Source organism: Aquimarina pacifica (genome assembly GCF_000520955.1).
GTDB lineage: Bacteria > Bacteroidota > Bacteroidia > Flavobacteriales > Flavobacteriaceae > Aquimarina > Aquimarina pacifica.
Genome location: NZ_JACC01000029.1, coordinates 63,106 through 83,345 on the forward strand (window position 1 = coordinate 63,106; position 20,240 = coordinate 83,345).

A 20,240-nucleotide genomic window follows, 5' to 3' on the forward strand; every position below is an offset into this window, starting at 1 on the left:
CTATATTGGAATTTGTCTGCAACTATTCACGGGTTACAACAAATATGGTTCTTACTAAAATTTGGAAATGTATTTTACATTTCTAATTTCTCAATCGCTAAAGATACTATAAAAAAAATTCATGTTAGAAGCATCTTTTACTTTTTAGCCTCACCGTTTAAACTTCAATGCTTCTGAGCGTCCTTTTTTAAAAATTTTATTGCTGTTGCCCTTCCCTTTTCTCAACTCTTTTTGCTCCTCGAATGGTAATCTGTTAATATCACTACATTCTTTTGAGCAACAATTTTCGAATTCTTTGGCACATGAAGAACATTGAATAAATAATAAATGGCATGCCTCATTTTCGCAATTTACGTGATCATCACAGGGTTCGCCACACTGATGACAATTTGAGATTACATCATTAGTTATTCTCTCTGATCGTCTATGATCAAAGACGAAATTTTTACCAAGGAACTTATTCTCTAGCCCTTCGGCTTCTACTTGCCTTGCATATTCTATGATACCTCCTTCTAACTGAAATACGTTTTTAAATCCTTTATGTTTGTAATACGCACTTGCTTTTTCACAACGAATACCACCAGTACAATACATTACGAGTTTTTTATCTTCTTTACTATCTTTAAGATCCTCTTCTATAATATCTAATGAATCTCTAAACGTATCTACATCTGGGGTAATTGCTCCTTTGAAATGACCTATTTCGCTCTCATAATGATTACGCATATCAACCAGCACCGTATCGGGCTCATCGATAAGGGTATTAAATGTTTTGGCATCAACATGAACTCCTTTGTCAGTTACATCAAAAGCACCATCATCAAGACCATCAGCAACTATTTTGTGACGTACTTTTACTTTTAACTTAAGAAAAGATTTAATATCCTGTTCTCTAGCTATATTAAGTCGTACATTTTCTAAAAAAGTAATACTATCTAAATGCTTTTTAAAGGCATTAAATTTTGGAGCAGGAACCGACAATTGGCCATTTATGCCTTCTTTGGCGACATAAATTCGTCCCAAAACATCAAGCTCGTTCCAATGTATAAAAAGATGATTTCTGAAAATCTCAGTATTGCCTATGTGCGCATATTTATAGAAAGAAAGCGTTAGACGCTCTGTACCAGCCTCATCAATAAGAGCTGCTCTTTCTTTGGCGCTTAATTTGTTGTACAGTTGCATGCTATACCCACGTTTTAAGTTAAAGAAATATTTTATGAGTGCAAAAATACAAATAGTTCAAGGATATGCCAAAAAGAGTATATCATTCTGACACCAACATTTTTTTTAACGATAAGGCCGAAACAAAAAAATGCCTCGAAAATAATTCGAGGCATTTTTTGGCCAATTCGTTATTATATTAACTAATCAAAACTATAATAACGAAGCTAACCACCGTCTACCAGAAAATTAGAAATTCTAATTGTAGTACTGGCTTTATGGGTTTGTTTTATGACCTTTTTAAGAAATTTCATTCTACATCGTTCTTCTCCCTTTTATTCATATTTGCTTTTTTAATAGATGCTAAAAATACTTTATGGTTGCGCTGAGTCTAGAAATACTTTCTATATTATAAAATTTAAAGTACAAATTATATTATATCCATAAGCAAAAAAGCCATTATACCCTTATCGAATTACCTTACCCATAAATGATCAGTTTGTTGTTAATAACGATTTTAGAATCCATATCACAACTACAAAAAGAAGTAGTACTTTAGCAAAAAGTTTATTAATAATGTCAAATCCCGATATATTTGAACAACAAATGAGTACAGAGAAAGACGCAAAATTAAAAGCCTTAAAACTTACCCTAGATAAATTAGATAAAGCATACGGAAAAGGAACAGTAATGAAGATGGGTGACACCGCTGTTCAGGAAGTTGATGTAATCCCTACAGGATCTCTAGGGTTGGACTTAGCACTTGGTGTTGGGGGGTATCCTAGAGGAAGAGTTGTTGAGATTTACGGACCAGAATCTTCTGGTAAAACGACCCTTACTCTACACGCCATTGCCCAGGCACAAAAAAATGGAGGAATTGCTGCATTTATTGATGCAGAACACGCTTTTGATCGTTTCTATGCAGAAAAGCTTGGTGTAGATATTGAAAATCTGATTATTTCTCAACCAGATAATGGTGAGCAAGCACTAGAGATTGCTGATAATCTTATACGTTCTGGAGCCATTGATATTATTGTGGTAGATTCTGTAGCGGCCTTAACTCCAAAAAGTGAGATAGAAGGAGAGATGGGAGATTCTAAAATGGGACTTCATGCAAGATTAATGTCTCAGGCACTTCGTAAATTAACAAGTTCAATAAGCAAAACGAACTGCACCGTAATTTTTATTAATCAACTTCGTGAAAAAATTGGTGTAATGTTTGGAAATCCCGAAACTACTACAGGCGGTAATGCATTAAAATTTTACGCCTCTGTTAGATTAGACATTCGTCGTTCTACACAAATAAAAGATAGTAATAGTGAAGTTCTGGGTAATAAAACTCGTGTAAAAGTGGTGAAAAACAAAGTAGCACCACCTTTCAGAACTGCAGAATTCGATATCATGTATGGAAAAGGAATTTCTAAAAATGGTGAAATAATAGATATTGGCGTTGATTATGAAATTGTAAAGAAATCTGGATCATGGTTTAGCTATCAAGACACTAAACTAGGGCAAGGGCGTGATTCTGTAAAGGCATTACTGAATGATAATCCCGAGCTTATGGAAGAACTTGAGGAAAAAATCAAGGAAGCCATAAAAATAGCCAAAGGATAAGAACTTCCTTAAAAAAAATTAAAATCCCGAAGATTCGGGATTTTTTTATACCTTCAAAGCAACCTTATGCATAGTTCATCATCTACTATTTAGAATAAATCTGTGCAGATTTCTCAAAAACCCCAAAACATGAGAAGGAAAAAACTATTTTTAATGCTCGTTATAATCGCTACCTTTTTTGGGTGTAGTGAAGAGGATGACAAAAAAACAAACTTCTTGTATGAGTTAGTTACCATACAAGATGCTGTCTTTCCTGAAGAATTTATTGAGGGAGAAGTATACACTATTTTAGTATCGTATTTTAGACCTACCGATTGTCATTCTTTTTCTGGTTTCGATTTTACGACATCAAAAAACAAACGAACAATCGCGGTAGTTAATTTAGTGGTAGACAATAATGATTGCTCAGATTTAGAAAAAACAGATCTAATTGAAGTGTCTTTTGATTTTCAAGTTGGCTCTGAAAATTCTTATATTTTTGAATTCTGGGAAGGAAGAGATGAAAATAGGGAAAATCAATTTTTTACAATAGAAATACCTGTTGTAAAATCATAAAAAAAGTTGCTAGTGGGCTTAGATCAACTTATAAAGAGATGTAAGAAAAAAAATGCTGTTGCGCAAGAACAACTATATCGGTTGTATAGCAGCAAGTTATTTTCGATCTGCCTAAAATATTCTAGTGACTACGCAAGTGCCGAAGATACTTTGCAAGATTCGTTTATTACTATTTTTGATAAGATAACTCAATACAAAAACAAGGGTTCTTTTGAAGGTTGGATAAAACGAATTACTATAAATACCGCTTTGCAAAAATATCGAAAACAAAAAGTTTTTGATATTATTAATGAGCAACAAATAGAAGAGGTTGATGTTGAAGTAAATGAAGAAGAAATCTCACTAGACTATCTATTAAAAATAATTCAGCAACTACCTGATCGATATCGTCTGGTATTTACTCTCTATGTATTAGATGGATATTCTCATAAAGAAGTTGCCGAAATGTTAGAGATATCCGTAGGGACCTCTAAATCTAATCTTGCAAGAGCAAGAAATATTTTAAAAGAAAAACTTGAAACCACCAACTACGAACCTTATGTTCGACCAATAGAAGGAAGACGATGAATGATAAAAAAAATATAGACCGATTATTTCAAGAAAAGTTTAAGGACTTTGATGTGGCCCCTACCGAAATAGTTTGGGAAAAAATTAAAGCACGCCAAAATAAGGATAAAAAGAAGACCATTTTAATTCCGTTATGGTACAAAGTCGCTGGTATTGCTGCTATCATAGCACTTATTTTTGGCATTGGTTACTTACCATTTAATACTGTTTCGCAAAAAGACAATACACTTACAAATTCGGATGTCGACATCCGTAAAGAAAAAACGTCTAATGACTTCTTTGAGCCTACTCATAACAAAAAAGACAAACAGCAAATCGTTTCTACTGAGCTAAAAAAAGAACAAGACTCTCAAACAAAAGAAAAAACAACAAAGAATACGATCATAAAAGATTCATATACTGATAACTCACCTAATATTACTAAAGAAAAAGTAACAAATGCTTCTAATCAGGAGACGTTAAGCTCTAATAAAAATGGTAAATCAACTTTTTCACAAGCTAAAACCAAAGAAAACAATCTCACTAGTTTTGGATCGAATGCAATTGCAATAAACGATACATCTCAGCAATTATCAAAAAAAACAAATAATGCTGTTAAAGAACAAAATATTGGGCAGTATCAAAACGAAAATACCTCTGGAATAAAAAATCAACTCAATCCTCCTCTTGGCATTGACAAAAAAAATAATTTGACTTCACATGAAGTCACTGAAAATCAGAACCACAGTAATTTGAAGCTTGACCACGAAAAAGAAAATGATCTTGCCAAAAACAATAACAATGTCGAGAAGAGATCTATTTTTGATGCTATAGCTCAAAAAGAAGAACAAAGTATCGATGCAGTAACTAAAGAAAGTACTTCATCAAAAAAATGGAACGTAGCTCCTATTATAGCTCCAGTATATTATAATTCTATTGGTGATGGTTCGCCAATTGATGATCAGTTTTCAGACAATAATAAAAACGGAGAAATAAATATGAGCTATGGTATACAGGTAGCATACAATATTAATAAAAAAATTAGTGTACGTTCTGGAGTAAACAAAGTAGATCTAAGTTATACCACTGCTGATATAGGATTCTCACCATCTGCGGTGGGACAAAATTTAGAGGGTGTAAGTTATAATGAAAACGCCGGAGCCATTCTAATCTCAGATATAGGAAATGTAAGAAACGACGTAGAACTAGCGTCTGATTTTACAAGAAACTCTATAGACAGAACACAAAATCCAGGACTACTTAATCAAAGTATTGGCTACATAGAGGTTCCTGTAGAAATGGAGTATGCTATACTAGATAAAAAATTCGGCATACAAATGATAGGTGGGATAAGCACATTATTCCTTCAAAATAATGAAGTTACTATAGAGGCTGGAGATCTTATCAATCCAATCGGAGAATCTAATAATCTTAATCCCGTTAGTTTTAGTGGTAATATTGGTGTGGGTATGGGATATAATATTACAAAGCAATTTGAAATTACTCTTGAACCCATTTTCAAGTATCAACTAAATGCCTTTAGTAACAACGCAAATAATTTTAGACCTTATTATTTTGGGGTATATAGTGGTGTCAGTATTAAATTTTAAAACCCTTTAGCATTACTTATCAATATCCTTTTCGAGGATTTCTAAAAGCATCCTATGCATTTTCTCCTTTAGTGCTTTTTTATCATCCTGAGTGAGCCCGTTGGTTGTAACTTCATTAAGGATACGAGCCCTCATAATTCCTGGACTGCCACTAAAAAAAGTGTACGAAAAACGTTTTTTATTATCAAAAAACACAAGTGGTAAAATAGGTATTTGGTGATCTATAGCAAGTCTGAAAGCTCCATCCTTAAACCCATCTAATACAACAGATTCATCATCGGGAACGCCTCCTTCTGGAAAAATACAAATACTCGTTCCTTTTTGTAATCTTTTTTGAGCCCTATCAAAGACCTCTTTTCTACTACGTTGACTGTTACGATCTACTAAAATACAGGTTCGCTTATAAAAAAATCCAAAAATAGGAATCTTAGCCAATTCTTTCTTACCAACAAACACAAATGGATTATGAACACAATGCAACATTAACATGATATCAGTCATCGAAGTATGGTTAGCAATAAACATATAGCTTTTCTTCGGATCAATATGGGCATCACGACGAACAATAGGCATAAAACCAGAACCATACAAAACGATTCTTGCCCAAAACCTAGCCACAACAAAAAACTGACGATACCATTCTTCTCTAGAAGAAAACAGTAATAATATAGGAAACATGACGATAATAGGAATACCCATTAGGATATAAAACCAAACTCGCCATAATAGAATAAAAATTTTTTTGGGTATTGACATCTCTCAAAAATACATAATTGATTTGAGCTATGTAAACAAAAAAATTACCTTTGTCCCGAAACTATAACAAATACAATGTCGAGAATACTAACAGGAATACAAAGTACAGGAACTCCTCATTTGGGAAACCTTCTGGGCGCTATCATTCCGGCTATACAAATGGCCAATAAACCAGAAAATGAATCTTTTTTGTTTATCGCCAATATGCATTCACTTACCCAAATCAAAGATGCTAAGTTATTACGCGAAAACACATACTCGACAGCGGCTGCTTGGTTGGCATTTGGGTTGGATATCGAAAAAACTGTCTTTTATAGACAAAGCGATATCCCACAAGTAACCGAACTATCTTGGTATTTGAGTTGTTTTTTTCCATATCAGCGATTAACTCTGGCCCATTCTTTTAAGGATAAGGCAGACCGTCTAGAAGATGTAAATGCTGGATTATTTACATATCCTATGCTGATGGCTGCAGATATTTTACTTTATGATGCAGAAATTGTTCCTGTTGGAAAAGACCAATTACAGCATATCGAAATGACCCGAGATGTAGCTTCACGTATTCATAGTCAAGTAGGAGAACTCTTTGTATTACCCGAAGCACAAGTACAGAAAGAAACTATGTATGTCCCTGGCACAGACGGGCATAAAATGAGTAAATCAAGAGGTAATCTTATTAATCTATTTTTACCGGATAAAAAGCTTCGTAAACAAATTATGACTATAGAAACGGATAGTATTCCTTTAGAAGAGCCTAAAGATCCCGACACGTGTAATGTTTTTGCGTTGTATAAACTCATTGCTAATGAAGAAGAGCAACTGACCATGCGTAATAACTACCTTGGTGGCAACTATGGATATGGCCATGCAAAACAAGCTCTTTATGAAATTCTAATTGATAAATTCTCTCAAGAAAGAGAACGCTATAATTATTATATGAGTAATCTTAATGAGGTTGAAGAAGCTCTTGCGATTGGTGCTCAAAAGGCAACTACTATTGCAAATGAAGTACTGGCGAGAGTTCGAGATAAAATGGGCAGTTAATTCATGGCATACTAAATATAGTAACCCAAACTTCAATAAATATCTTATTTGATATGGAATGTAATGCTTATAATTAAGCTTACCTATCTCTTTTTAATACATTAAGCTCTTCAATTGTCTATTATTTAAAAAAAGGAACTTGTAATATTTAGTTTTTTCTATTAACGTATTCTGATCCAAAAAATCATAAAAACGTATAACTAAGACACTCTTTATCAAAGAAAAGCTGGTTTTTGGGTGTCCAAAAACCAGAACTTTTTATGTAACATACATAAAAATTTGTCATGGTTATTATGGTTTTCCATATTCGATTATTCATTTTTTTTTCATAGCTTACAAGTACAAAAACACAATCAAAAATATTAACATGCTGAAAATAAGATGTTTTTCGATATCCCTCTAAGACCATATACACTGGTACAACATTTTATGAAAAGCGCAAGCTTGTTTTAATTCAATTTTCTAAAAAAATAAAATATTACTTTTTGTGTTTAATAGTGCAAAGCAGTCAGATCGGGTAATTTGAAAATACTTTCTGAAAAGAATTGCTTAAAAAAAGAATTGCATAAACGACTAAACCATTATAAACTAAAAAATAGCGCAATGACTGAGAAAAAATTATACGAACGACTGATGGAGTATAAAAAGAAATATGGATTAACCCAAGAGAATTTTCAACAATATCAATGGGCGCTTGAACTGTTAAGACAACAGGCTCAAAATAAAAATTCAGCGCAAAACGAAGGTGCGTAAATTAAGTTATTCAAACCGTTCACTTTTACTTAAAAAATAATTGATAGGGATCAATCTAAGCCTGTATAGATTACTGCAAAATTGGTCCCTAATATTTGAATTTAAAAAAATCATATAGTGAATAGTCAAGAGCATTGCAGAGTAAACGCATAACCTCTACAGAAGGTCTTGTTGATGCTTTTTCTATATCAATAATGGTACGATAACTCACTCCTGATCTTTCGGCTAATTGCTTTAAAGTTAGTTCTGCATCAAGTCTAAGATTACGTAATCGGTTCCCTAATGCTTCTTTGAATTTATCATCTTTAGTCATACCCAAAAATGGATAATTTCCTGCTAACTAGGGTGTTGTATTTATCGACAAACACATAAACAACTGTTTTTGTGTAATAAATATGCATTATTTTGCATATTTATTATCTTTATTTAGTATCTTGTACAAGAGTTTTAAAGTTAAAACAAAGACTCAAAAATAAATACTTGTTTAATTTAATATAAATATGAAATGAAGAACACGCTAAGAATATGCTTTATTCTAGACCCATAAATTTATTTTCTGAATTTGCCGCTCTCTAAAATCAACTTTTGATTTCTAGATAGATTCTAAGAATAGTTAACATCGAATACAGGGTACTATCGATTTTTACAATTAGGAAATTTTTATTTTAGTCCTTTAAAAAAATCCTCGAGTGTAATATTATGAATATCTATAATACGGATAATGGTTTCAAACTTATAATTAGATCCTTTTTCCCACTCCCAATATGATTTACGCCCTAGATTGTGCTCGAATGCAAAGGTTTCGTAACTAGTATATCCTGCTTGAATACGTAATTCTTTGATGCGGTTACCTACCTCCTGAAAACGGTTACGATTTTTTCTGTTTGTCATAGGCAGTGAAGGTCAAAATTCACTCAAAAATAATTTACGTGCTGCAGGACGCATTTTAATTTTTCGTATATTGCTTCTATAAATTGAAAAAAAACGATTTTTTAAATATTAAAAAAACAACTCTTAAATCCCAAATCCCCTATAGAGATTTAATCGACACTGTCATGGAGATAGAAAACGATGGGCCACAGTACCAATTCACATTAGATGTACTAAAAGCCCTTCATCTGGATTCGACATCTTTTTTTGATGACCTCAAAAATGATGGCCCCTACGAAGTTCAAGTATATAAATGGATAGATAAGCTGTATAACAAGGAGAAATCTGTAGACGAAGCTATTCAACTAATTCATCGTGTGAGAAGGTTCTTTATACTGTAAAATTTATACGCTAACATCTTAACGATTCCTAAAAAACATCAACGTATGCTTACTACTGATTTTAAAAAAATGAAGGATGAAGAAAAACAAATAGTCATCACTCGATTATCAACTCGTGTCGACACCACAGAGACCGTCTTGATGAATGTACTTCTTCAAATGAATCCTGCCCTTAGTATCGAAAATAATAAAGTGTGGATGTCTAGGTTTACCCTTGAGCGATTACACAAAAAAATACGAGAATACGAACGCTAACATTCCATAATTTGATGTATTTTAGAAATTCCTAAAACCGAATAAAGATATGAGTGCCAAGGCTATGCTTTATCTTTTTGATCAAGAATTCTCGATTCTGTATTTTAATTCGGGGTTACATATCCCTGCTGATTTTAGAGGGCAACCATGGGGGACTCCTGACGGAGGCATCATTTCTCTTGTAATCCCTACGCCAAAAAAACCGCAAGAATTTCTTGAATCGATGCTATCTGACCGTACAATTAATGGATCGGTTCGATTCTATAAATGGGATGGCATACATGTCGATGCCGACCTACAATTTGCCAATGCCTATATCATAGAGCGCGAAACTTCTTTTTATAGCGAAGGAACTGATAATTATACGATGCGTGTCGTGATTAGTCCAGGCATACAAAAATACAGAGGAACAACGTTCGAAAAATCATGGAATCCCAATGATCCTTTTGTAGACGATACTCCTGTGATGATGCGAGAAGAAAAGGAAGAAAAAAAAGAGCACACTATCAAACAAGGGTTCTGGTTATCAGAAAAAGGAACAACACTTTCACAATCAAATCATCTAAATACTACTCTTTTTTATGGCGAAAAAGTAAAAATAAAAGTAGTAACAGAAAATGCCACTAATGGAGAAGAAATAGAAGTCGAAATTAAAGGAAAAACCAACAATGGATATCAAGATCTAAGCATTAACAAAAAATCAATTCACATAACCCTAAAGGTTACCAATAATGAGGCCATATCAGATCCTCTATATATTGATCCAGTCTGGTATAATGAAAAAATAGAAACATATAATTATAAAAATTACAAAACAGAGATTAAACCAGAGGAAAGTCTAACGCTTGTATATGATGCAAAATTTACAAATGGTCCTAGCGATCAAAAAACAGACTTACCAAAAAATGATATTAATAAACTTAGACCCATCACCTATCGCCGTAATTATGAAGAGCTCATAGGACTTTTTGCCACTTCTAATGCAGGAACAAAAGAGCCTGTAAAAAACTACGAAAATAAATTTATTACCTCAAGCCAAAGCATTAACAAAATCGTTGATGAATTTATAACCTCTGTAACAAAAGAAGATGTTACTCTTTCTACAATAAAATCATTGGTCTTAGATAAGGCAAGTGCTCTTTGGGATGCCGCAGTGGCTGATGTACAAAAAGGCAAACTTGATGACAGACCACTGTATTGGGCAAGAAATAAAATGCAGACTTGGCTAAAACGTTGCCCTGTATTTAAGAATCAAATTGATCTAGATGCCTCGATTGTCAAGAAAGGCACGCAACTTGAGGATATCATAACCTTATTCGAAGAAAAAAGTCGAAATTATACCGGTATCGATTTTTCTAAAGCAGGAACAAAAAAGAAAGTACTAATAACGGGGTTTGATCCGTTTCAGTTGGATTTCAATTTTATTAAGTATGGAATAGGTCCTTCAACATTTAACCCATCTGGTTATGTAGCATTAAAACTTCACAATGGGTTTGATAATTGTTATATCCAAACTTGTATATTACCTGTGAAATATGAAGACTTTGATAAAAAAGTGGTCGAAAACATCATAAAATCAAATATTAATAAAGTAGATTTAATTATGACCACGAGTTTAAATGGAGGAAACCCAAAATTTGACATAGAGAAATATGCTGTTAAGTATAGAAGTGGAAGCACTGATAATATGTACATAGGAACATCAATCAATGGAGGAAATGACTCTCGCTTTTCGCAATTAATATCGGGTCAGGATCATTACGAAACATCACTACCTATAAAAAGTCTATTTAAGGGTACAAAAGAAATAACTATCGAAGGTAATACTGTAAGATATGACGAAACAAAATCTCCAATAAAAGGGTCTGGTGGAAGTTATTTATCAAATGAAATTATGTATAGATCAACAAAACTAAGAGATGAATTAAATCTCAATAAACCCGTAGGACATTTTCATATAGGAAATCTGAAAAAGATTCAAAACAACACTATTATTATAAAAGTTATTAAAGAGGTAATTAAAAAAATGTCACAATGAAAAAACCACTAATCTTTTTAATTTTCTTTTTACTTATTTTTTCAAAGAACTTTTCACAGCCTACAGGAGGTGAAAAAAAAATCATAAGACTCTCTTTGAAAATAAAAAGTAAAGGGAGGGTTTCTAAGTTTTCTCTTTCTACAGAAGGTTCGAATACTGTTATTAGTGATAATGGTTTTAAAATAAATTCTTTCACCTCTAATTACAGAAATAAAACTCTGATAGATTCTACCAAAATAATCGTAAATAATAATGCCCCATACGGAATAACTTTACATGAAGAAGAGATTAAAATAAGTTATATTGGAAAGTATGATTGGATAGATCAATATTATTCAAATTTAAACTTAATAATCAAAAAAAAATGTCAGCAAATGCAAATTAAGCTTAAAATCTATGAGAGCGCCAAGATTGATGTAGAAATCCCTTTTAAAAAAGGCAATTTTGAAATCACAGATCCAGAAAACCCAAAGTTAATTCGCATAAAGGAATAGTAACGGAATCTCTAGTTCAGGTACATTCAGCTCATAAATAAAGTAATATATATCAGTACTTTAAGTAGGCATTTGAAAATAAAAAACCATTACAAAATATCATTATTTCACCAAAACACCCCTCTGTTCCATTACTGGTAGGTCTCTAAAAGCATTTTCATTAATCGTGTTCTTTTTGAATAGATATTTCTTATCAAACAACTTACTATCGGCAAAAAAAGTGACTACGAATTCATTATTCATAACCAAAAGTTCTTCTTGCAGCATTTCAATTTTCGCATAGGACTTGGCTTCTATTTTGCCGATCCCATGACGAAGCACAGAAGTCTTTCTGTCATCATCATATCCCTTAGTAACAACCAATACCATTTCTATGGCTATATCCTGATCGTTAATGATATAAGAGTTCCAGTTTTGTCCCAACAACTCCTCGTCCCATTCTTTGACAACCGCTATATATACACCTTTGACCACCGGTATTTCGATATCTTTCTTCATACAGAAATAGTAGGACTTATAAAGTTGATTTAAATTGTTCTAAGAAACGTACATCATTTTCACTAAGCATTCTGATATCGGTAATCCCATACAATAAAAGCGCTATTCTATCGATACCCATACCAAATGCAAAACCGCTATATTCCTCTGGATCAATACCACAATTCTTCAACACATTCGGATCTACCATACCACAACCCATTATCTCTAACCATCCTGTACCTTTGGTCATTTTATAATCAGTTTCTGTCTCTAGCCCCCAATACACATCTACCTCTGCACTAGGCTCTGTAAATGGGAAATATGATGGGCGTAGCCTGATTCTAGATTTACCAAACATCTCGGTAGTAAAATATTGTAATGTTTGTTTTAGGTCGGCAAAAGACACATCCTTATCTATATAAAGTCCTTCTACCTGATGAAAAAAGCAATGCGATCGCGCAGAAATAGCCTCATTACGATATACTCTTCCCGGAGAAATAGTTCGGATAGGTGGTTGATTATTTTCCATATATCGCACTTGAACAGATGATGTATGCGTACGTAGTAAAATATCTGGATCTGTTTGGATAAAAAATGTATCCTGCATATCACGGGCAGGATGATACTCTGGCAAATTAAGTGCCGTAAAATTGTGCCAATCATCCTCTACCTCTGGACCTTCACTTACATTAAACCCTATCCGTGAGAAAATATCAATAATCTGATTTTTTACCAGCGAAATAGGATGACGAGAACCCAAAGCTATTGGTGCGGCGGGTCTAGTAAGATCTCCATAATTTCCTTTCTCCTCTTCTTGTGACTCTAATTCTTCTTTTAAAGACTTCACCTTACCTTCTGCAGCAATTTTGAGTGCATTGATTGCTTGACCGAATTCCTTTTTCTGATCATTGGCCACATTTCTGAATTCGGCAAAAAAGTCATTAATCAGTCCTTTTTTACCAGAAAACTTAATTCTAAATGCCTCTACCTCTTCTTTGGTCTTGGCTTTGAAGGTATCAACCTCTGCAATATACTCTTTGATCTTATCTATCATCACTATTTTCTTGATATCACGGCAAATTTAACGAAATAAAATCATAAAAAAACGCCTTCTTTTTAGGTTACTGTATATATTATTAATCAATATATTCACTGACAAGAAAATAATTCACAATTGCTTCTTTCATCAAAACAGATTGTTCTCCCGCCTTAAGGCTAGGAAGCTTCTCTTTCATTTTATAGTGTGGCCATCCCTGATCATCAAAATACTCGAACTCATAATATCCGTAAGGTTCTAATAGACGGCAAATAGCGATATGCATTAAATCTAATTTTTCATCTTTTTTAAAAGCCCTATGAACCTGTCCCAATTCCTGAACTCCAATCAAATATATAATTCCATCTATATCTAAGTCCTCACCTTCTGCAAATCGATCCGAAAGTTTTGCAACCAGATGCTCCCACCGCTCTTTTAATTTCTCATCTCTTGCCATACAGCATTTTTCTTTTTTTAACATCTTGCCATCAGTCAAGACCAATTAACAAATGCTCTGTTATTTTATTCTCCAAAATCAAGTCCATTTAGACATACATCATCATAAAATTTTTGAATTCGGGTAAGGTAAACCCAAAGACCAAATCACTAACAACATAAAACTCTAGTCTTAATACAACCCATTATTATAGGAAAAATGGATTGTTAATGCCTTGAGCCTGCAAAAATACCACTTCGCCAAAACAATGGTTCATAAATAACAACAAAATAATTTGACTGAGAAATCAAATTCATTGATCCTTGAATCGATCCTTGAAAAAATTAAAAATCAGGACTGCTTGTTTTTTAGAACTTCTGTAAGTGCATCTCTATGCAAAAATCTCATCAATGTCATTTCGGTATTCGAAGTCACAAACCCTATTAGGTAATAAAACCCAATTCCCATCTTATATGCGCGATCATTCCCTTCTATATTTCTAAACTGTGTTATTTCACCTACACTTTCGGCGGTTTTTATAATCTCTAATACATCTTTGAGCGTTTTGTGTAGCGATACGTCATTTGTTGATTTAAAGTCTGTAGCGAATTGCTGAGAAATTTTTAGCTCCATATTACTCTGGGTTAAATAATTCATCTTCGTTTACTGTCTTGGCAACATGAGCTTGCTGCATAAGAAGTAATAAACCAATATCTTCTTTTTGACTCAAAGACATACTATTAATTTGCTGTTTTTCCTTTTGTTCGACATACCAACTGATAGCATCTTCCATTACTTTTTTTACACTAGAGTTGTCTAAGGCCGCTATTAGCTTAAGTTTCGGAATAATTTGCTCATCTATATCAATAATCTTTCTCATAAGATATGTTTTGTATATATAGTATATATTATATGCCAAATATATAAAATTTAAAAATAAAATTATTCATCATATATTTTACCTTTTCTCTGCTCAATTCACAGACAATCTATATTATAAATACAAAAAACATATTAGTAAAAACCTGTCAATAAGGAGAAAAGATCAGAAGCAATTATAAAACTTGAACTATATTTGCACATGGAAAAGTAATCTTCAGAAATATTTAAAAAAATTTAATTAAAATAACGTAACATTTTGTTTTTTCAAGACATAAACAGATATAACATAAAAACATACAAAATGAATAAAATATGGATATTCAGTGCATTGCTAATAAATACACTTATGGCTTTGGCACAAACCAATCAAATTATCGATAAAGAAGCAGCTACAATCTATCTTGGTCAAAATGGAGATTCAGGACCTCATGGCATAGTTTTCGACGACAACATTTCTGGAGAAGGCCTACAGATTTTTTATCGTACAACTCCTAATGCTTTAATCATAGAAAAGACTAGTGACAATAGTGATTTGTTTTCTATTGATTACGACACAGAATACGGATATTTTAATGGTAGAGTTGGAATTGGTTCTACTGAGCCCGAATCTATGCTTCAAATAGGAAACTCAGCTACAGTTAATAATTCCAATTACATAACGTTCGGAAAACGACTCAGTACTGTAGAGGTTAATCTACCTTTTATGGGCCATGACAGCTTTGTTGATAGAAATGACTTAGGATTAGGAACTAGAAGTACTAGTGGTCGTATTAACTTTTATACAGGAAATTCCTCTTCTTCGTTTGATAAAAATCAAATTAGAATGACAATTAAAGCAGACGGCAATGTAGGGATCGGAACATCAAGTCCGGATATGAAACTAACCGTCAAAGGAAAAATTCATGCAGAAGAAGTTAAGATAGATCTAAATGTTCCCGCGCCTGATTATGTTTTTGATAATAATTATAACTTAAGGTCTCTTGAAGAAGTTGAAGGTTTTATTATTAACAATAGCCACCTTCCTGAAATACCTTCTGCCAAAGAATTTGAACAAAATGGTGTGATGCTTGCAGAAATGAACATGAATTTACTCAAAAAAGTTGAAGAACTTACTTTATACACTATTCAACAACAAAAGGATATCAAAAAACTTCAAAAAGAGAACGAACAATTAAATTTATTAAATGAAAAATTACTAGAATTATATGTTAGACTTGAAAAACTTGAGTCAAAACAGTAAAAAATTAATTATTTGATCATTGTTATATAAAATAAGGCAGTAGTCAAAAACTACTGCCTTATTTTATTTCATTATTTTCTATTGATTAACTTGAAGTTTGCAGGCTTTATAACGGCACTATTTCTTAATACTGCATCAAATCAAACAATTATTAATAAATTACAGATTCTAATAACCTTAATTATCAATTTTTGACCCTGTAAAATTGTAATACAATACTATTTAGTTAATAACATAAGAGTATACGTTGTTTTTTTAATAACTTCAACAAACAAATGGTTCAAGTTAAATTTTGTGTTTTTTCGAATAAAACATAATATTGATCATAGACTAATAAACCTAACTAAAAAGACTTGCGTACAATAATTACAATAAACATTTAATTCGCACAAAATAGCACGAAAAACTATATAGATCTTCAAAAGAAACTATATTTAAACTTCAAATTTCTAGTTCAATGAATTACATAGATATTATTTTAGGGATTATCTTATTATGGGGACTTATAAAAGGGTTCAGTAAAGGCCTATTCGCATCTCTTGCTTCTTTAGTAGCCATAGTAATTGGCATCTATATTGCTGTACATTTTTCACATATAGTCGGCGGATATCTAGAAAAATATATTAACAGACAAGAAGGGACGGTAAAACTTATTGCCTTTGCAGTCACCCTTATCGGCGTTGTTATACTTATCTCGCTTGGCGGTAAACTACTTACCAAAATTGCAGATTATGCAGCTTTAGGAATTCTTAATAAAATTCTAGGTGGTCTATTTGGTATCCTAAAAATGGGATTTATTGCCAGCGTTCTTATTATTTTTATAGAAGCCATCAACAGAAATATAACTTTCTTAAAACAAGAAACTCTGGCGTCTTCTTTACTCTACAGGCCAGTACAAAGATTAGCTCCTATGATTTTACCGAATGTATTTAATACTACCAAAGATGATGACACACAAGTATAAAAATTCGACATTTATAACTATATCCTTACTACTAGTTAGCTCCCTGTTTGGTTCTTGTTCTTCTGATAATACAACCGCTGCTTCTAATACGCAAGATGAAACATCTCTTTCTTGTAATCCTGATATCAAAGTACTCACCTCTTTTTCTGATGAAAATGGTGTTAATTATATATATGAAGACGGAACTTTTTTTATCGTTGAAAACGATGAATGTACATTCATTCTACAATATTTTGAACAAGATTTTGAAAGTACAAACTATACTACTACATCCGAAGGAGTTTTTATTCGATTAAGTGAAAATGAGGCCTTGCCTGTCAAAAATAATTTTGAAGAAAATTTTCAGGGTTATAATTCTTTTACTGAACTGTTTTTGCAATCTTCAGATGACTACTTCACCAAACACTGGACAGGAATGACACTGCTTAGCCCGACTACACCTACTTTATCACAATACTCTGAGTTGATGGATTGTATTCTTGATGAAACTTGTGATTTTAATGATAACCGTATTGCGCTAATTGCAGACCCTTTACAGGCACAAAACACAATTTTAGAATTTAATGCTGTAACTCCCTCTGAGGACATAGTTACATCAAAAGCATCTATTCAGTCTACATTATCTTATTTTACGCAAAATGATGAACTCTGGTACCAAGCTGATTATTATTTAAAGGAAGGTACTCCTTATAGCATTGTGGACTTCGAAAATAGTTACTTTTTCGGGAGCCCAGGTCCTAGGATCGTAATTAAGAATGACCTTTTGACTTTAGAAAACAAATTCGGAACCAAAATTCAATACCAGCAAACAAATAACGTATCTGTACCAAGAAATCAATGGTTTACCATAAAAGTATTCCTAAAATATAATGACACTGATACTGGTGAAATTAAAGTATGGCAGGACAACAACTTAATTATTAACTCAACCGGTATAAATCTCCCTACGAGTAACTCTATACAAAACGTTATAGAACTTGGCATTACTGCCACAAATGAAGCTTGTATACTATACTTAGACAACATAAAAATAGCCGACGCTCCCTTTTAGTTTGTTTTCACACAATGTATAAGGCAACACCAAATCGATTACCCTATTTCATATTATACTTAGGACCTTACCGAAACTGTAGTTTTCAAATATTTAACACATTCTGTAAAATCTTTAAAAATATGTTCTTTTGGAATAAGGTCAGGAGTAATACCTATGCGCTCCATCATATACCTAGGTTGTTTTAACAAACCTACAAACAACACATTAATATTTTTATTTTTTAATTCAAGCAACATCTCTTCCATAGCATATAGACCAGATTGATCCATATATTGCATTCTTCCTAGCCGTATAATAACAGTAACAGCGGAGTCTGGTATCTGAGCTGTCAATTGCTGAAAATCACTTGTATAACCAAAAAACAAGGGGCCTTTGACGTGTTTGATAAAAACCTCTTCTTCTAACTTATCCGGAAAATCCAATTCATCCTTCCATTTTTCCTCTTTTAAAGGTTTTACATCAGATGCTTCTGCTGTTAAATCCCCTATTTTCTTCATAAACATTAACGAGGCAATTACCAATCCAATACCCACTGCATAAACTAAGTTCCAAAAGGTAGACAACACTAAAACAATAACCATAATTAGTACCTCTGAACTTAAACGTATTGGACCTAACTTTATGTCTCTTGGCAAACTTGTGATCGCCTTAAGCCCTTTATAATCCATAACCCCTATACCTACAGTAATTAATATCCCTGCCAATACAGCCGCAGGAATTCTAGAAGCAACAGGCCCAAACCCAAGTACAACTATAAATAACACTATTCCTGCTACCATTCCTGATAGTTTTGTTTTTCCGCCAGAGTTAATATTTACAACAGTTCTAATAGTGGCCCCAGCACCTGGAATTCCGCCAAAAACTGCAGCAATACTGTTTCCAATTCCTTGACCCAATAGTTCTTTATTTGGTTTATGCTTCGTCTTTGTCATATTATCTGCTACTACACTAGTCAAAAGAGAATCTATAGCACCTAATAGGGCTAATGTCAATGCGGTAAAAATGTATGGAGTAATATTTTCTAAATTAAAACCTGTAAAAATCTCTAATTTAGGAATCGGAAGACCACTAGGTATTTCTTCTATCGGTCGATAATCAAACCCAAATCCAACCGCTATACCAGACATAACCACTAAAGCAACCAGTGTACTCGGAATTATTGTGGTAATTCTCTTAAACCCGTAAATTATTAAGATAGTACCTAATGCCAAAAGAAGTTCTAACCAATTAATATTGCTTAATGCTTTCGGAAACACCTTTATAGCACCTAAAGCCCCCGAAGCTTCCTTTGCCGCTAATATTTGCGATTCTTTTAAAATGTTATCCTGAGAAATTTCCCCTGCTCTGCTAATGGTTTCTTTAAAATCCTCAAGAACTAAAATTCCTTCTCCAGCCTCTTCTTTAAGAATATTTTGTAAAATTACCTCTTCAGCTTGTGGCTTGAATCTGGCTACAAACTCTTCATCTTCCTTGGGGTAATAACCCAAAGATGGCAATATCTGCGTAAGTAATATAATAACACCAATTGCAGTCATAAAACCAGAAACTACAGGATAAGGAATATATCTAATATATTTACCAGAACCGACAAGACCCAAACCTATTTGCATTAGACCAGCAAGCAAAAATACGGTCAATATAGCAGGTAAGGCTTTTTCTAAGCTACCATCGTTTGAGGCAATTATATCTGCAATAACAACCATACTTACGGCAGTCATAGGCGCTGTTGGCCCAGAAATCTGTGTGCCTGTACCACCAAAAAGTGCAGCAAAAAAACTAATAAAAATTGCACCATATAATCCGGCACTAGGTCCTAGACCAGAGGAAACACCAAAAGCTAATGCAAGCGGCAATGCAACAATTCCTGCTGTTAAACCACCGAACATATCTCCTTTGAGATTACTAAAAAAACCTTTCATACCTATCCTTTTTAATCTTTACTCTACAATGATAATAAAACAATTAAAAATTAGCACAAAAAAAGCCAAGACATTGAGTGTCTTGGCTTTTTTTTAGAAAGTCATGTCTTGTCCTGAAATAGCGTTACAATT

Annotated in this window: 23 protein-coding genes; 13 read left to right on the forward strand and 10 right to left on the reverse strand. The window is 33.0% G+C overall.

Annotated features, from left to right (window positions below; translation table 11 throughout):
• Positions 1-150 precede the first annotated feature (150 nt).
• On the reverse strand, positions 151-1,182 hold the full coding sequence (trhO, locus tag DZ60_RS0114975) for an oxygen-dependent tRNA uridine(34) hydroxylase TrhO (protein ID WP_025742854.1): 1,032 nt from the start codon (positions 1,180-1,182) through the stop codon (positions 151-153).
• A 585-nt stretch (positions 1,183-1,767) separates the two neighbouring features.
• Between trhO and recA the strand changes: the two genes are divergently transcribed.
• The 4 genes from recA to DZ60_RS0114995 all read left to right on the forward strand — a co-directional run bounded on the left by recA (position 1,768) and on the right by DZ60_RS0114995 (position 5,486).
• The gene (recA, locus tag DZ60_RS0114980) at positions 1,768-2,775 is read left to right on the forward strand and encodes a recombinase RecA (protein WP_025742855.1); all 1,008 of its coding nucleotides are present in this window, start codon (positions 1,768-1,770) and stop codon (positions 2,773-2,775) included.
• Between the two features lie 129 nt (positions 2,776-2,904).
• Positions 2,905-3,330: a hypothetical protein gene (locus DZ60_RS0114985; protein ID WP_025742856.1), complete on the forward strand. Its 426-nt coding sequence runs from the start codon at positions 2,905-2,907 to the stop codon at positions 3,328-3,330.
• A 12-nt stretch (positions 3,331-3,342) separates the two neighbouring features.
• On the forward strand, positions 3,343-3,897 hold the full coding sequence (locus DZ60_RS0114990) for an RNA polymerase sigma factor (RefSeq protein ID WP_025742857.1): 555 nt from the start codon (positions 3,343-3,345) through the stop codon (positions 3,895-3,897).
• Positions 3,894-5,486, forward strand: coding sequence for a hypothetical protein (locus DZ60_RS0114995; protein ID WP_025742858.1), 1,593 nt, complete (start codon positions 3,894-3,896; stop codon positions 5,484-5,486). The genes DZ60_RS0114990 and DZ60_RS0114995 overlap by 4 nt, the downstream gene beginning before the upstream one ends.
• 12 nt (positions 5,487-5,498) lie before the next feature.
• On the opposite strand, the gene DZ60_RS0115000 is transcribed toward DZ60_RS0114995, so the two are convergent.
• Complete coding sequence (locus tag DZ60_RS0115000) at positions 5,499-6,242, reverse strand: lysophospholipid acyltransferase family protein (protein WP_025742859.1); 744 nt, start codon at positions 6,240-6,242, stop codon at positions 5,499-5,501.
• Between the two features lie 75 nt (positions 6,243-6,317).
• Here DZ60_RS0115000 and trpS point away from each other — a divergent pair, with 75 nt between their 5' ends.
• A complete protein-coding gene (gene trpS, locus DZ60_RS0115005; RefSeq protein WP_025742860.1) occupies positions 6,318-7,286 on the forward strand; it encodes a tryptophan--tRNA ligase in 969 nt (322 codons plus the stop codon).
• A gap of 603 nt (positions 7,287-7,889) precedes the next feature.
• The gene (locus tag DZ60_RS25270) at positions 7,890-8,039 is read left to right on the forward strand and encodes a hypothetical protein (protein WP_161634429.1); all 150 of its coding nucleotides are present in this window, start codon (positions 7,890-7,892) and stop codon (positions 8,037-8,039) included.
• A gap of 88 nt (positions 8,040-8,127) precedes the next feature.
• Here the strand turns inward: DZ60_RS25270 and DZ60_RS0115015 are convergent, their stop codons facing one another.
• Together DZ60_RS0115015 and DZ60_RS0115020 are read right to left on the reverse strand one after the other, a co-directional pair.
• A complete protein-coding gene (locus tag DZ60_RS0115015; RefSeq protein WP_025742862.1) occupies positions 8,128-8,352 on the reverse strand; it encodes a helix-turn-helix transcriptional regulator in 225 nt (74 codons plus the stop codon).
• 347 nt (positions 8,353-8,699) lie between these two features.
• The gene (locus tag DZ60_RS0115020; protein ID WP_025742863.1) at positions 8,700-8,930 is read right to left on the reverse strand and encodes a hypothetical protein; all 231 of its coding nucleotides are present in this window, start codon (positions 8,928-8,930) and stop codon (positions 8,700-8,702) included.
• 164 nt (positions 8,931-9,094) lie between these two features.
• Between DZ60_RS0115020 and DZ60_RS0115025 the strand changes: the two genes are divergently transcribed.
• Genes DZ60_RS0115025 through DZ60_RS0115040 form a run of 4 tightly spaced genes read left to right on the forward strand, consistent with a single transcriptional unit; the run spans position 9,095 to position 12,097 of the window.
• Positions 9,095-9,310, forward strand: a complete 216-nt coding sequence (locus DZ60_RS0115025; protein WP_152537449.1) for a hypothetical protein — start codon at positions 9,095-9,097, stop codon at positions 9,308-9,310.
• Between the two features lie 45 nt (positions 9,311-9,355).
• The gene (locus tag DZ60_RS0115030; protein WP_025742865.1) at positions 9,356-9,565 is read left to right on the forward strand and encodes a hypothetical protein; all 210 of its coding nucleotides are present in this window, start codon (positions 9,356-9,358) and stop codon (positions 9,563-9,565) included.
• A gap of 49 nt (positions 9,566-9,614) precedes the next feature.
• Positions 9,615-11,603 carry a type VI secretion system tube protein TssD gene (tssD, locus tag DZ60_RS23170; protein WP_025742866.1) on the forward strand — a complete coding sequence of 663 codons (1,989 nt, stop codon included), beginning with the start codon at positions 9,615-9,617 and terminating at the stop codon, positions 11,601-11,603.
• Positions 11,600-12,097: a hypothetical protein gene (locus DZ60_RS0115040; RefSeq protein ID WP_025742867.1), complete on the forward strand. Its 498-nt coding sequence runs from the start codon at positions 11,600-11,602 to the stop codon at positions 12,095-12,097. Before tssD ends, DZ60_RS0115040 begins: the two co-directional genes overlap by 4 nt.
• 102 nt (positions 12,098-12,199) lie before the next feature.
• On the opposite strand, the gene DZ60_RS0115045 is transcribed toward DZ60_RS0115040, so the two are convergent.
• From DZ60_RS0115045 to DZ60_RS0115065, 5 genes are all read right to left on the reverse strand, one after another.
• On the reverse strand, positions 12,200-12,595 hold the full coding sequence (locus DZ60_RS0115045; RefSeq protein WP_025742868.1) for a hypothetical protein: 396 nt from the start codon (positions 12,593-12,595) through the stop codon (positions 12,200-12,202).
• Between the two features lie 16 nt (positions 12,596-12,611).
• Complete coding sequence (gene pheS, locus DZ60_RS0115050) at positions 12,612-13,631, reverse strand: phenylalanine--tRNA ligase subunit alpha (protein WP_025742869.1); 1,020 nt, start codon at positions 13,629-13,631, stop codon at positions 12,612-12,614.
• Positions 13,632-13,713: 82 nt separating this feature from the next.
• Positions 13,714-14,070, reverse strand: a complete 357-nt coding sequence (locus DZ60_RS0115055) for a hypothetical protein (protein ID WP_025742870.1) — start codon at positions 14,068-14,070, stop codon at positions 13,714-13,716.
• A 330-nt stretch (positions 14,071-14,400) separates the two neighbouring features.
• Positions 14,401-14,706: a hypothetical protein gene (locus DZ60_RS0115060; protein WP_025742871.1), complete on the reverse strand. Its 306-nt coding sequence runs from the start codon at positions 14,704-14,706 to the stop codon at positions 14,401-14,403.
• Positions 14,684-14,929, reverse strand: coding sequence for a hypothetical protein (locus DZ60_RS0115065; protein WP_025742872.1), 246 nt, complete (start codon positions 14,927-14,929; stop codon positions 14,684-14,686). The genes DZ60_RS0115060 and DZ60_RS0115065 overlap by 23 nt, the downstream gene beginning before the upstream one ends.
• A gap of 303 nt (positions 14,930-15,232) precedes the next feature.
• On the opposite strand from DZ60_RS0115065, the gene DZ60_RS24335 reads away from it, so the two are divergent.
• The 3 genes from DZ60_RS24335 (at position 15,233) to DZ60_RS0115080 (ending at position 18,186) form a co-directional block, all read left to right on the forward strand.
• Positions 15,233-16,171 (forward strand): tail fiber protein, encoded by a 939-nt coding sequence (locus DZ60_RS24335; protein WP_025742873.1) that lies wholly within the window; start codon positions 15,233-15,235, stop codon positions 16,169-16,171.
• 457 nt (positions 16,172-16,628) lie between these two features.
• A complete protein-coding gene (locus DZ60_RS0115075; protein WP_025742874.1) occupies positions 16,629-17,135 on the forward strand; it encodes a CvpA family protein in 507 nt (168 codons plus the stop codon).
• Positions 17,116-18,186 (forward strand): heparin lyase I family protein, encoded by a 1,071-nt coding sequence (locus tag DZ60_RS0115080; RefSeq protein ID WP_161634430.1) that lies wholly within the window; start codon positions 17,116-17,118, stop codon positions 18,184-18,186. Before DZ60_RS0115075 ends, DZ60_RS0115080 begins: the two co-directional genes overlap by 20 nt.
• A gap of 59 nt (positions 18,187-18,245) precedes the next feature.
• On the opposite strand, the gene DZ60_RS0115085 is transcribed toward DZ60_RS0115080, so the two are convergent.
• The gene (locus DZ60_RS0115085; protein WP_025742876.1) at positions 18,246-20,108 is read right to left on the reverse strand and encodes a SulP family inorganic anion transporter; all 1,863 of its coding nucleotides are present in this window, start codon (positions 20,106-20,108) and stop codon (positions 18,246-18,248) included.
• Positions 20,109-20,240 lie beyond the last annotated feature (132 nt).